This is a genomic window from Zavarzinia aquatilis (assembly GCF_003173035.1).
Taxonomy (GTDB): Bacteria; Pseudomonadota; Alphaproteobacteria; order Zavarziniales; family Zavarziniaceae; genus Zavarzinia; species Zavarzinia aquatilis.
This window is the reverse complement of the sequence record NZ_QGLE01000003.1, coordinates 229,325-242,766: the sequence shown is the minus strand read 5'-3', so window position 1 is coordinate 242,766 and position 13,442 is coordinate 229,325. Positions and strand designations below refer to the sequence as shown.

Annotated in this window: 11 protein-coding genes; 5 read left to right on the top strand and 6 right to left on the bottom strand. The window is 66.7% G+C overall.

Annotated elements, in window-relative coordinates:
- Positions 1–36: 36 nt before the first annotated feature.
- Positions 37–3,837, bottom strand: a complete 3,801-nt coding sequence (locus tag DKG74_RS07445; RefSeq protein WP_109904254.1) for an ExeM/NucH family extracellular endonuclease — start codon at positions 3,835–3,837, stop codon at positions 37–39.
- Positions 3,838–3,978: 141 nt separating this feature from the next.
- Positions 3,979–4,422 (bottom strand): Lrp/AsnC family transcriptional regulator, encoded by a 444-nt coding sequence (locus DKG74_RS07440; RefSeq protein WP_207779281.1) that lies wholly within the window; start codon positions 4,420–4,422, stop codon positions 3,979–3,981.
- A gap of 139 nt (positions 4,423–4,561) precedes the next feature.
- On the opposite strand from DKG74_RS07440, the gene ald reads away from it, so the two are divergent.
- The 3 genes from ald to DKG74_RS21710 all read left to right on the top strand — a co-directional run bounded on the left by ald (position 4,562) and on the right by DKG74_RS21710 (position 6,857).
- On the top strand, positions 4,562–5,680 hold the full coding sequence (gene ald, locus DKG74_RS07435) for an alanine dehydrogenase (RefSeq protein WP_109904252.1): 1,119 nt from the start codon (positions 4,562–4,564) through the stop codon (positions 5,678–5,680).
- 15 nt (positions 5,681–5,695) lie between these two features.
- Entirely contained in the window at positions 5,696–6,649 is a 954-nt protein-coding gene (locus DKG74_RS07430; RefSeq protein WP_109904250.1) for a CE1 family esterase, read from the top strand.
- 61 nt (positions 6,650–6,710) lie between these two features.
- Positions 6,711–6,857 carry a tetratricopeptide repeat protein gene (locus DKG74_RS21710; RefSeq protein ID WP_165837579.1) on the top strand — a complete coding sequence of 49 codons (147 nt, stop codon included), beginning with the start codon at positions 6,711–6,713 and terminating at the stop codon, positions 6,855–6,857.
- A gap of 13 nt (positions 6,858–6,870) precedes the next feature.
- On the opposite strand, the gene DKG74_RS07425 is transcribed toward DKG74_RS21710, so the two are convergent.
- From DKG74_RS07425 to DKG74_RS07415, 3 genes are all read right to left on the bottom strand, one after another.
- A complete protein-coding gene (locus DKG74_RS07425) occupies positions 6,871–8,439 on the bottom strand; it encodes a helix-turn-helix domain-containing protein (protein ID WP_109904248.1) in 1,569 nt (522 codons plus the stop codon).
- A 66-nt stretch (positions 8,440–8,505) separates the two neighbouring features.
- Positions 8,506–9,168, bottom strand: a complete 663-nt coding sequence (locus tag DKG74_RS07420) for a TetR/AcrR family transcriptional regulator (RefSeq protein ID WP_109904246.1) — start codon at positions 9,166–9,168, stop codon at positions 8,506–8,508.
- 9 nt (positions 9,169–9,177) lie between these two features.
- Positions 9,178–10,455, bottom strand: coding sequence for a cytochrome P450 (locus DKG74_RS07415; RefSeq protein WP_109904244.1), 1,278 nt, complete (start codon positions 10,453–10,455; stop codon positions 9,178–9,180).
- A gap of 374 nt (positions 10,456–10,829) precedes the next feature.
- On the opposite strand from DKG74_RS07415, the gene DKG74_RS07410 reads away from it, so the two are divergent.
- Complete coding sequence (locus DKG74_RS07410; RefSeq protein WP_207779280.1) at positions 10,830–12,071, top strand: NAD(P)/FAD-dependent oxidoreductase; 1,242 nt, start codon at positions 10,830–10,832, stop codon at positions 12,069–12,071.
- Between the two features lie 22 nt (positions 12,072–12,093).
- Positions 12,094–12,414 (top strand): 2Fe-2S iron-sulfur cluster-binding protein, encoded by a 321-nt coding sequence (locus DKG74_RS07405; RefSeq protein WP_109904240.1) that lies wholly within the window; start codon positions 12,094–12,096, stop codon positions 12,412–12,414.
- Between the two features lie 124 nt (positions 12,415–12,538).
- Here DKG74_RS07405 and DKG74_RS07400 read toward each other — a convergent pair whose 3' ends face one another.
- Positions 12,539–13,321, bottom strand: coding sequence for an SDR family NAD(P)-dependent oxidoreductase (locus tag DKG74_RS07400; protein ID WP_109904238.1), 783 nt, complete (start codon positions 13,319–13,321; stop codon positions 12,539–12,541).
- Between the last annotated feature and the right edge of the window lie 121 nt (positions 13,322–13,442).

The following is a 13,442-nucleotide window of genomic DNA, read 5'->3' as shown; positions in this document are numbered from 1 at the left end:
GGCCGGTGCCCGTGCACCGGCCGCCATTCCTTGCGCTCAGGCCACAAGGCTGTCGGAAACCAGGACGTGGCCTGCGAGCACCGCCTGGCTCAGGATTGCGTCGAAGCGGGCAAAAGTCGCGAAGCCATCGCCGCCACCATCGACATCGACCTGAAGCTCGGCTTCCCCGCCCGCGGCGACGACATGCAGGAAGCCGCCGTCGAACAGATCGGCCGCTGTCGCGCCGGCAAAGCCGGTGAAGGCCCCCTTGTCCAGCACCAGCACGTCCCGGACACTGCCGCGCGTCTGAAAGCCGATGATCGTATCGACACCATCGAAAGCGTCGATGACGATCCGGTCGGCGCCGTGTCCCCCCTTCAGCGTATCGTTGCCCGCCCCGCCCATCAGCGTGTCGTCGCCCGAACCGCCGTCGAGCATGTCGTCGCCTTCGCCACCGGTCAGGACGTCATTGCCCTGCGCCGCGAGCAAGACATCGTCCCCCGCGCCGCCATCGAGGATGTCGGCGCCCTGTCGGCCTTCGAGCCGGTCGTTGCCCGTCCCGCCGTCCAGCCGGTCGTCGCCGACACCGCCGTCCAGCCGGTCGTTGTCGGCGCCGCCGCGCAGGATGTCGTCGCCCGCGCCGCCGATCAGCGTGTCATTGCCGGCATTGCCCGCCAGCATGTTGCCATCGCCGTTACCGCGCAGGGTATCGGCGGCGCCGCCGCCGACGAGATTTTCGATCGAAACGAAGGTGTCGACACCATAACCGCCGACGCCATCCTTCAGACTGACGCGAACGCTTGCGGTCAGGGCGCTGTAATCGAGCGTGTCGATGCCGTCGCCGCCGTCATAGAGATCGTGACCGTCCTGGCTCGGGCGATCGGCGGTAATGATGAACGTATCGTCACCCGCGCCGCCATGCACCTGGTCGTGGCCCTTGCCGGCCTCGATGACATTATCCGCGTCATTGCCGACGATGATATCGTCGCCCGCGGTCGGCAGGGTGAATTCGACGAGGTCGATGCCGATCACCAGCGGATCGTGATCGGATACCCGCACCGGACTTTCGAGGTCGGCGATGGCCGGATCGCGGCCGTAGTCGAGATTGTAATCGAGGGCATCGGCCTCGTCCGAATTGATGTGCCATTCGGTCATGCCGGTGATCTGATCGGCCAGCGCGCCATTGGCGAAGATGTAATCGAGCGAGCCGGTCTGGCCGTCGAAGACATAGGAATAGGGATCGGCGCTCAGCGTCGCCTGCAGATTGTCGAAGCCGGCGGCTTCAAGGAGGGCGATGGCGTCTTCCTTGAAGTAGGCGTTGAAATCGCCGAGCAGCAGCACGTCGCCGTCGCCCGATCCCGTGGGATCGGAGGCGACCCAGGCGGCCAGCGCCTCGGCCGCCAGTTCGCGCTGCTGCTGCCAGCCGCCCTGCCCGTCGAGCTGGTCGGCGTCGGCGCCGGTGCCCGCGCCACTCTTCGACTTCAGGTGATTGGCGACGGCGGTGAAGGTGCCGCCGGTGGCGATTTCGGTGAAGCTGACCGCGAGCGAGTTGCGGCTGGTATTCTCGCCGTCGAAGATCGCGCCGATGGTGCTTTCCTCCGTCAGGTCGCCGAGGCCGAGGCCGGCGAGATCGGCATCGCTCAGGGTTTCCACCGTGGTCCCCGCCGCGATGGACAAGGTGCCCACCTTGTAAAGGAAGCCGGGGGCGATGGCGTCGCCACCGACGAACTGCATACCCGGATCGACCCAGGCGTAGGCCTCGCTGCCGAGCGCGGCGTTCAGCTGACCGCAGAGATACTCGAGAGCATTGCCCGACGCGCCGGGCAGGAAGTTGTTTTCCAGCTCGACGAGGCTGAACAGATCGGCGTCGATGGTAACGAGAGCGGTCACCAGCTTGTCGGTCTGGCGCGCGAATTCGGCGGCGGTGTTGGCGCCACGCGGATCGAGACCGTTGGCGGTCAGACTGCCGTCGTCGAGCGTCGCGAAGTAATTCAGCACGTTCAGGCTGCAGGCGGTGATGGTGCCGCCGACATCGGCCGGCGCCATCTCGCGTGGGCCCTGCGAGGTGAAGCTGTTGTCGCCGTCCTCGACCGCACGGACGCGCCAGGTAGCGCCGCTGGACGAGGCCCCCGCCCACTGGTAATCGAGCACGCCGGTCAGGCCGGTGATCGTGTCGCCCATGCGCGGCGCGGCGTCGGTGTCGTAGCCCGCGAAGCCGTCGAGATTGGCGATGGCGCCGTTCTGGACGTTCAGGCCGTCGTCATAGGTGATGGTGCGGCTGCCGACGTCCTCAAGGTGAGCCTGATAACCCGCGACGTCGGGACTGTTGTCTTGCGTGAACTGGGCCGGACGTTCGCCCGCCACCAGCTTGATTTCGTTGAAGCGGTCGAGATTGAACTGTTCCGTGACGGTCAGCGTGTCGTCGAAGCGGACCAACATGCTCTCGAAGGCTTCGAGGTCGGGCTGGTAGTCGCCATCCTGGTTCAAGGTCGTGCCTGCCGCCGGCAGGCTGATCGTCTGCGCCATCGTGTTCACGTCGGCGACGGCGCCGGCCTCGACCACGGTCACGCTGGTCGCGGTCAGCTGGGTCTGGCCGAAATACTCGCCGATCGTGCCGGTGACCTGGACCCGGTCGCCGACATGGACATCGGTATTGCCCCGGAAGACGAAGAGACCTTCCGAGGTTCCGGCGTCGCCATCCCAGTCGGCGGCTTCTTCCTGCAGGTAGAAACCGTTAAGATTGCGCGCACCATCGGCATCGCCGTTCTGGAAGTCGCCAACGACGATGGCCTCGACCGTAACGGTCCGGCCGACCAGCGGGCTGGTTTCGGTTGCACCCTGAATTTCCGAAATCAGGGTAAGGTCGACGTCGTCATTGACGATGGTGCCAGTCGCGGTTGCGTCGCCCAGCTCCGCGGTGCCCGTGACATCGACGATATTCTGCAGGGTGACGGTAAAACTCTCGTCCCCCTCGACATCGGCATCGCCCGCGACGGTGATGGCGATATCCTGGGTCAGGGCGCCGCCGGCCTCGAAGGTCAGCGTGCCGAGCGCCGCCGTGTAATCGCTGCCGGCGGTGGCGCTGCCGTCCGTGGTGGCGAAGTCGACGGTGAAATCGCTTTCGTTGTCGCTGCGGGTGACGGTCAGATGCATCACCGTCTCACCATTATCGCCTTCCACGACCGATGAATCCGCGATGGAGACACGGGTCGCCGTGCCGGTCTCGGCCACGCTGGAGACATGGATGTCGTCGATACCGACCCATTCGTCGTTGCCGGCCGCATTGGTGGTCAGGATGCGGACCTGAATCTGCGCCTGGCCGTTCGCCTCGGCCGGCAGGGTCACGTCGAAGGCCGTGCTCTGGCCGGCCGTGCCGCCCATGGTCACATCGGCATTGTAACCGCCATCGACATTGGTCCAGCTGCCGCTGTCACCGATGCGGTACTGCACGGCGATGGGCTGGGCGGCATTGTCGGCCGAGCCGTCGAGGTCGATGGCATTGAACTGGACGCGCACGTCCTGACGGCCGCTGGCGTCGAGATGGATGACGATGCCCGGCGCATCGGCCGTGCCCGAGCCATTGAGGCCGACCGCCGGATTGGCGATGGCGAATTCGGCGACGCCGCCGCTGGTCAGCGTGTTCGGATTGGTCTGGTTGGCGATGACGTCGACCGCGCCCAGGTTGGCCCCGGTCAGGGTGCGGGGATCGACCCCGGTCGGCGATCCCGTGTCGATATCGCCGAGGAACCCCTGGATGCTGGGCACGCCCGACCAGTCGTCGTTGGCGGTGATCAGCCCGGCATCGCTCCAGTCCTGGACCAGATCGCTTGCGCCAAGATCGTGATAGACGGTCGACATGACAGATACCCCCGGTTCGCGAAATGGGGGGATGCTGGTCGGCCTCTCTTACGCCGGCATGACCGCACGATTGTCGATTTTCGAAGTTTTTGCGTCGGCCTACGCCATTACCGGTTGCAAAACACGCCCGGGTCGTAGCCTTCAGCCCGCCACCTTGCGCAGGGCGAAATTCGACTGCATCCGGTCGACATGGGGCAGGCGCGAGAGCTGTTCCTTGTGGATGCGCTCGTAATCGGCGACATCGCGGGCGACGACGCGCAGGGCATAGTCGTATTGGCCCGACAGTAGAAAGCCCTCGGCGACATTGGCGCAGGCCCGCACCGCCTTCTCGAAGGCGGACAGGCTGTCCTCGGTCTGACTGCGCAGGGTGACGAAGACGATGGCCGACAGGCCCCGGCCCAGCGCCGCCTCGTTGATCTGGGCGCCGTAACCGAGGATCACCCCCTCGTCCTCGAGCCGGCGCAGGCGGCGGGAACAGGCGGAAGCCGACAGGCCGACGCGGGCGCCAAGGTCGGTCGCCGTCACCCGCCCGTCCCGGCGCAGGATGTCGAGGATCGCCAGATCCATGCGGTCGGTTTCGATCATGCGCAAAATTCCGTCGCCAGAATGCCGGAGAACGACGAAACTTTGCATGTCTTCCGTCAGCTTGCGCAAGCATTGCACGCACATTGCGGCGAGGGCGCGGTAGTATGGCGGGATCGAAAGGCGAGGCGGAGCAACGCAAATGCGGATCGGTGTCCCCCGGGAAATCAAGAACAACGAATTCCGCGTCGGCCTCGTGCCCGGCAGCGTTCAGGAATTCACCGCCCATGGCCATCAGGTGACGGTCGAGACCGGCGCCGGCATCGGCATCGGGGCGAGCGACGATGACTACCGCGCCGCCGGCGCCGAGATCGCGGCGACCCCCGCCCTGATCTTCGCCACGGCCGACATGATCGTGAAGGTGAAGGAGCCGCAGGCGGCGGAACGGGCGATGCTGCGTCCCGGCCAGATCCTCTTCACCTATCTCCACCTCGCGCCCGATCCGGAACAGACGAAGGATCTGGTCGCCAGCGGCGCGGTCTGCATCGCCTATGAGACGGTGACCGACGCGAGCGGCGGCCTGCCCCTGCTCGCCCCCATGTCGCAGGTCGCGGGGCGGCTGGCGGTGCAGGCCGGCGCCAGCGCGCTGGAGCGGGCCCATGGCGGCAGCGGCATCCTGATCGGCGGCGTGCCGGGCGTCGCCCCGGCCCGCGTGGTGGTGGTCGGTGGCGGTGTCGTCGGCGAGAACGCGGTCGAAATCGCCGTCGGCATGGGCGCCGATGTGACGGTGATCGACCGCTCCCTGCCCGCGCTCGACCGGCTGGCCAAGCGTTTCGGCCCGGCCCTGACCACCCGCTATTCGACCAAGGCGACCTTCGATGCCCTGATCCCGGCGGCCGATCTCGTCATCGGCGCGGTGCTGGTGCCGGGTGCCGCCGCACCCCGGCTGGTAACCGCGGCCCATGTCAGGGCGATGCGTCCGGGCTCCGTGCTGGTCGATGTCGCCATCGACCAGGGCGGCTGTTTCGAGACCAGCCACGCGACGACGCACGAGAAGCCGACCTATGTCGTCGACGGCGTCGTGCATTACTGTGTCGCCAACATGCCAGGGGCGGTGCCCCGCACCTCGACCTATGCCCTGAACAATGCGACGCTGCCCTTCGGCCTCGCCCTCGCCGACAAGGGCTGGCAGGCGGCGCTGACGGCAAATCCGCATCTGAAGGCCGGGCTGAACGTCTGCGCCGGGCGTATCACCCATGCAACCGTCGCCCGCGATCTGGGTTATGATTTCACCGACCCGGAGACTTTTCTCCACGGATGAACGGCGGAGCGGGCGATGCGTTACGGTCTGGCCGTCCTGATCCTGCTGCTCGCCCCTCTCCTCCACCATCCCGGCCTCGCCGCGGATTTCCCCGACAAGGGCGATCCCGCGAGCGCCACCCGCCGCAGCCTCGAGACACGAGACGGGCCGCGCGACTATCTGGTGCAGCCGCTGGCCACGCCGGGGCGGCATCCGGTCGTCATCCTCCTCCACGGCGGCACGCAGGATGCCCGGCGCATCTGGAAACAGACCAGCCTCGCCACAATCGGCAAGGCGGAAGGTTTCATCTTCGTCGCGCCCGAGGGGATCGACGGCCACTGGAACGATGGAAGGGGTTCGACCATCGCCGGCGATCCCCCCTCGACCGCCGACGACATCGGTTTCCTGAAGGCGGTGATCGCGGACGTTGTCGCGCGCGATGGCGGCGATCCGGCCCATGTCTATATGGCCGGGGTATCCAACGGCGGCTTCATGACCATGCATTTCGCCTGCAACGCGGCCGAGGTGCTGGCGGCCGGCGCCAACCTCATTTCCGACCTGCCGGCCGAGACGGCGAAAACCTGCACCCCGCGAAAAGCCCTGCCCTGGCTGTCGCTGAACGGGACGACGGACACCATCGTGCCCTTCGGCGGCCAGCCGCCGGGTACAAAGAAGCGCGGCGTGGTCCAGCCCGAACTTTTGTCGGCCGACGCCACCTTCGCCTTTTTCGCCGACAGGGCGGGCTGCGCCAAGGCCGTGACCGCGCGGCGCCTGCCCGATCTCGACACCCGCGACGGCTCCTGGCCGGAGCTGCGGGAGAGGACGGGATGCGCGGGCGGGACCGCGTCGCTGCACTATGTCATGCACGACAGCGGCCACATCACCCCGGGTCTGAAGGTCGGGCCGATCATCGGCCGCGCCCTCGGCGGCACCAGCATGGATGTCGATACCGGCAGCCTGCTGTGGGATTTCTTCAAGACCGTGCGCTGACATTCGGGAACATGCCCCGTCACGCGGGGTTCAGCGAACATCCACCGAGCGGGAGAGTCGAATGCCCAAGAGCGTGCTTGTCGCCATCATTGTCGTGCTGATCGGCGTCGCCGGCTTCTTCGCCTATCAGGCCTATCAGAAGGACGACGACACACTGTCGATCCAGATCGGCCCGAACGGCGTGAAGATCGACCCGCCCGGCCAGTAAGCCGGGCGCGCGGTCACAGCTTGTCGAGATACCAGGCGTGGTCGAGGGGGTTCACCTCGGCCTCGTAACGCTCGAATTCGGCGCGGCGCAGGCGGCCGTAATGCTGGTGATAGGCTTCGCCCAGGCAGCGCGGCAGGATCAGCCCGTCGTCATAGGCATCGAGCGCATTCGACCAGTGGCGCGGCAGGCTGGGCGCGACCAGATCGTAGGAATTGCCCTCGACCGGCGGGCCCGGGTCGATCTGGTTGGCGAGGCCCCAATGCATGGCGCCGAGAATCGTCGCCACCGCGAGATAGGGATTGGCATCGGCACCGCACACCCGGTGCTCGATCCGGCGGGCCTTGCCGTCGCCGCCCGGAACGCGCAGCGACACCGTCCGGTTCTCGAAGCCCCAGCAGGGCGCCACCGGCGCGTAGGAGCCGAGCTGGAAACGGCGGAAGGAATTGGCGTTGGGCGCGAAAACCGCCATGGATTCCGGCATCGCCGCCATCAGTCCGCCGATGGCGTGGCGCAGGCGCTCGTCCGCCCCCGGATGACCGGGGCTGAAGGCGTTGCGGCCCTTCTCGTCGGCGAGGCTGACATGGACATGCAGGCCGGAGCCCGAAATGCCGCCATAGGGCTTGGCCATGAAGGTCGCGTCGATGCCGTGGCGCCGGGCGACCGCGCGCACCGTCCGCTTGAACAGGATCGCGTGGTCGCAGGCGACGGCGGCATCGGCGACATGATGCAGATTGATCTCGAACTGCCCCGGGGCATATTCCGACAGGGCGCCGGTCACCGGCACGCCCTGTGCCTCCATCGCCGCCGAAATGTCGGACAGCACGGTGCGATGGGCATCCATCTCGTCGAGGGAGAGGACCTGGGTCGACCAGTCGCGCCGCCCGGTATAGGGCGACGGCACCGGCTGGGGCGCGCCCAGCAGCGTGCGGTCCCGGTCGATCAGATAGAATTCCAGCTCGCAGGCGACAACCGGGTTAAACCCGAGGGTGCGGAATTTCTCGAGGACACCGCATAGCACCTGCCGGGGATCGGCGAAAAAGGGCGCGCCTTCCTCGTCAAGGAGGGTCAGCATCATCTGGGCGGCATCGGGACCGACCCAGGGCATGGGCAGGATACGGCCGTCGACCGGTACCGCGATCTGGTCGCGGTCGCCGCTGTCCATGCCAAGGCCCGCCTCCTCGACATTGTCGCCATGGATGTCGAGACCGAAGATCGAGCCGACCAGCTTCAGGCCATGGTCGATGACGTCGATCGCCTCGGCCCGCGTCGCGCGCTTGCCCCGGCAGACACCGTTGGTGTCGGCGATGATCAGGTCGACGTGGCGGACCTCGGGATGGGTATCGAGATAGTGGCGCGCGGCGACCACGGGGTCGTGGTGCTCGTCGGCGGGATCGGGCGGCGCATAGAAATCGGCGGGCGAGACCAGCCCCGAGGAGGCTTCGGCCAGGCGGCGCATGGTTTCCGGGCGAGGGATCTGGCGGCCGCTGGCATAGCGGCTCATGGCGGCGACGGAAACACCCGCGCGGCGGGCGAATTCGGTCAGGGTCAGCTGCTCTCGGGCAAGGTAATCGGTAATTTTCACGATGTCCCAGCCTAACCCGCCGCCCCCGGGGCTGGCAAGCGAGGCCCGCCCGCGACGCGCGCGGCGTTACAGATGGCGGCGGGTTTCCTCGGACATCGGGGCGCGCAACAGGCCCTCGATCCCGTCGATCAGGTTGCGCCGGGCCAACTCCTCCCCCCAGCCTTCCGGCCACAAGGCGGGATTGGCGACGGCCGACGGGCGCGACGAGATGAAGGCGAAAGCCTGCAGCATGGCGAGCCTGATGCGCTGGCCGGTGACGATTTCGGGCAGGGCCGGCATCATGCGGCGCAAATGGACGACGCAGCGCCGGGTCGCGGTGTCGAGGTCGATATGGATCGCCTCGAACAGCAATTCGCTGTGGCTGGCCATGACCCGGTCGATGAAGCGGCGGCCGTCGGCGGGGATGCCTTCCGACGTCCGGTCCGACAGGTCGAGCAGGATATCCAGCACCTCGCCCATGCTGGCCGGCCCGCCCGCCGCCTCCATCGCGTCGACCCGACGGTTGCGCCCGACCTCAAGAATGGCGGCGATATCGGTGATCAGTTCCGCGATCAGGGCTTCCTTCGAGCGGAAATAGTAATTCACCGAGCCGGCGTTCTTCTGCCCCGCCTCGCGCGTGATGTCGCGAATCGAGACCGCGTCGAGGCCGCGGTCGGCGAACAGACGGCGGGCCGCCTGTTTGATTCTGTCGCGGGTGTCCTCGCCCCGGGTCGAGCGTTCGTCGAGCATGGCCGCAGATTAGGCGATCTCGTAACGGATCGGCAGCACTTTCGGGCCGTTCACGAAACTCGATTGCGAGACCTTGGCTTCGCCCGCCAGTTCGACCGACTTGAGGCGCGGCAGCAATTCCTCGAACAGGATGCGCATTTCCATCTTGGCCAGATGCTGGCCGAGGCACAGATGCGCGCCATAGCCGAAGGCGAGGTGCTTGTTGGGCTTGCGGTCGACGCGGAAGCGGAAGGGATCCTCGAAGACCGTCTCGTCGCGGTTGCCCGAGGCATAGCACAGCATCAGCCAGTCATCCTTGGCAATCCGTCGTCCGGCCAGTTCGGTGTCTTCGGTCGCCGAGCGCATGAAGGTCTTTACCGGCGTCGTCCAGCGGATCGCCTCGTCGACGAGGCCCGGGATCAGGGATGGGTCGCGTTTCACCAGATCGAACTGGTCGGGATTCTCGGCGAGCGCCCACATCGCCCCGGCGGTCGAGGACGAGGTGGTGTCATGCCCGGCGGTGGCGACGATGATGTAATAGCTCATCGCTTCGAAATCCGAGATGGGCGCGTCGTCGATGGTCGCATTGGCGAGCACGGTCGCGAGATCGTCGCGCGGGTTGCGGCGCCGCTCCTCGGAAATCACGCCGAAATAGGACTGAAAATCGTCGACCGTCGCCTTCATCATCAGGGCGATCTGCTCGGTGTCCATCATGGTGATCATCATGCGGGCCTGATCCGGGTCCTGCGCCCCGAACAGCTCCTGCGTCAGGCGCAACATGCGCGGCTCGTCCTCGGGCGGGACGCCGAGAATGTCCATGACCACATGCAAGGGGTAGCCGAGGGCGAGGTCGGAGACGAATTCCGCCGTGCCGCCCTTCTCGAGGAAACGCTCGACCGCGGCGCGCGCGATCTCGCGCACCCGCCCCTCCACCTTCTTCAGGTTCTGCGGCATGAACCAGCTCTGGGTCAGGGCGCGGTATTTGGGATGATCCGGCGCATCCATCTGCACCAGCGAGCGGACCAGATGGGGGCTGCCCCCGGTCAGCTTGCGGACGAAGGCATCGCCCTGACGGTCGACGATGGTGGTCGGCCGGTCCGCCGAGTGGAACAGATTGTTCTGCCGGCTGACCTCGAGAATATCGGCATGGCGCGTCACCACCCAGAAGGGATCGAAGCCCTCGGGCTCGGCCATGGCGAGGGGCATGTTGGCCCGCAACCAGGCGTAAGTTTCATGCAGCTTGGCGGTATCGCCGAACACGACCGGATCGACGATGGCGTTGGCGATCTCCTGCGGAATCCTCTCCATGATGCGCGTTCCCCCTTCTTATGGGCGGGTGGTGATCCGGCCCTTGTTTTGTTAGTACGTTGTTTTAATATGTCATGAAAGCGATCGGCACAAGCGCGATCGCAAGGCGCAAGACCCGGTCAATCCGGGCGGGAGGACATGATGGTCGGGCAAAGAGGTGGGCCGCGCCATGCGCGCCCGCGAAGTATTAAGCTATTCCCGTCACCGGTTCTTCGCGCATATATTTCGCCACCGTCGCCGCTGTCGCATTGCCTTGGGGACGGAAGCCAATCTGTTGCGCATAGGGGCCGCCTGTCTTTTCGGCTATATCGGTCCCCGACGGAAAGTGTTCGAACCGTGAACCGTCCGTTGCATGAATCGAGGAGAGTACAGCGGTGACAGAACAGTCGCTTTCGCCGGAGACGAAGATCGTCGTCATCGGCGCCGGTCATGCCGGAGGCTCGATCGCGGGCTTCCTGCGCCAGTTCGGTTTTCCCGGCACGATCACGCTGGTCGGCGACGAGCCCATCGCGCCCTATCACCGCCCGCCGCTGTCCAAGGCCTGGCTGAAGGGCGAGGCCGATGCCGCCAGCCTGGCGCTGCGCCCCGCCAGTTTCTACGAGGAGCAGAAGGTCGCGCTTCGCCTGTCGCAAAGCGCGACCGCGATCGACCGCGCGGCCAAGACCGTCACCCTGTCGGACGGCGCCGTCCTGTCCTATGACGTTCTGGTCATCGCCACCGGCGCCCGCGCCCGCCGCCTGCCCATTCCGGGCGCCGATCTCGCCGGCGTCCTTGAACTCCGCAATGCCGAGGATGCCGAGAAGCTGAAACAGGCCATCGGCCCGGGCAAGCGCCTCGCCGTGGTCGGCGGCGGCTATGTCGGGCTGGAGGTCGCGGCTTCTGCCCGCGCCCTCGGCGCCGAAGCCGTGGTGATCGAGCGCGAGGCCCGGGTGTTGGCGCGCGTCGCCTGCGCCGAATTGTCGAACTTCTTCCAGACCTATCACGGCGGCAAGGGGGTCGGCTTCGAGCTGAACGCCGGGGTCGAGGGTTTCGTCGGCGCCGACGGCAAGATCACCGGCGTCCGCCTGTCGGACGGCCGGGTCATCGCCTGCGATGCCGCGGTCGTCGGCATCGGCGCCATTCCCAATGACGAGATCGCCGGGGCGGCCGGGCTTTCGCTCGACGCCGGCATCCTGGTCGACGCGGACGCCCGGACGAGCGACCCGGCGATCTTCGCCATCGGCGACGTCACCCGCCGCCCGCTCAGCCACTATCAGCGCGTGCACCGGCTGGAGAGCGTGCCCAACGCCCTCGAACAGGCGAAGCAGGCGGCGAGCGCGATCATGGGCCGGCCGCGCCCGGCGCCCGAGGTGCCGTGGTTCTGGTCCGACCAGTACGACCTGAAACTGCAGATCGCCGGCATTCCCTTCGATGCCGACCGGATCGTGATCCGGGGCGACCGGGGCGCGGCGAAATTCGCCGTGTTCCATCTGAAGGGCGACCGCATCGTCGCGGTCGAGGCGGTGAACGCGCCGCCGGAGTTCATGGCCGGCAAGCTGTTCATCGGCAATGCCAAGCCGGTCGATATCGAGAAACTGGGCAACGACAGCGTTTCAATGAAGGAGGTCGCCGCCTGAGCGGCGCGACGGGATCAGCACGATGGCGAAGATTACCTATATCGAACACAACGGCACGCCGCATGAGGTCGAGGTCAAAGCCGGGCTTTCCGTGATGGAAGGCGCCGTGAAGAACAATATCCCCGGCATCGACGGCGATTGCGGCGGCGCCTGCGCCTGCGCGACCTGCCACGTCTATGTCGACGCCGCCTGGCGCGACAAGGTCGGCACGGCCGAGGATCTCGAGAAGTCGATGCTCGAATTCGCCGAGAACGTCGAGGAAAATTCCCGCCTGTCGTGCCAGATCGTGGTCAGCGACGCGCTCGACGGTCTCGTCGTGCGGATGCCGGAAAGCCAGCACTAAGACGACCCCTGTCGCGAGATTCCGGCCTTCGCCGGAATGACGAGCGGGAGGGAGATATCCTTCCCTGAACTCGTCGCCCCGGCGAAGGCCGGGGCCTCGTGACGCGGAAGCGCGGTGTTCCGGATTACCGCGGCGACATGCGGATGGCGCCGTCGAGGCGGACATCCTCGCCGTTGAAGTAACCGCAGGTGATCATGGTCAGCGCCAGCTGGGCATATTCCGCGGGCATGCCGAGACGCTTGGGGAATGGCACGGAGGCGGCGAGCGCCGCCTTCACATTGTCGGGCGCGCCCTGCAGCAGCGGCGTGTTGAAGATGCCGGGCAGGATGGTATTCACCCGGATGCCCTCGCCCATCAGGTCGCGGGCGATGGGCAGGGTCATGCCGACGACGCCGCCCTTCGAGGCCGAATAGGCCGCCTGGCCCATCTGGCCGTCCTCGGCCGCGACCGAGGCGGTGTTGACGATGGCGCCGCGCTCGCCGTCCTCCAGCGGATCGAGGGTCAGCATCCCGGCCGCCGACTTGGCGATGCAGCGGAAGGTGCCGACCAGGTTGATCTGGATGATCTTGTCGAAACTGTCGAGCGGGAAGTGCTTCACCTCGCCGCTCGTCTTGTCGCGGCTCGCGGTCTTGATCGCATTGCCGGTGCCGGCGCAATTGACCAGGATACGCTCCTGACCGTGGGCGGCGCGGGCCTTGGCGAAGCCGGCGTCGACATCGGCGTCCGAGGTTACATTCACCTTGCAGAAGGTGCCGCCGATCTCGGCCGCGACCTGTTCGCCCTTGGCCTCGTTCATGTCGAAGAGGGCGACCTTCACGCCCTGCGCGGCCAGCGCCCGGGCCGTGGCTTCGCCAAGGCCCGAAGCCCCGCCGGTAACCACGGCGGCAATCGAATTGTCCAGTTTCATGCGCGCTCTCCCCTTGGTTTCCTCTGGTCTTATATGAATTGACGGGCGGAGCCCTGGAGGAGCAGGGGTCCGCCCGTCACTTGCCCGGGTCGCAGTCTTCCGCGCATCCGCGCCCGGTCAA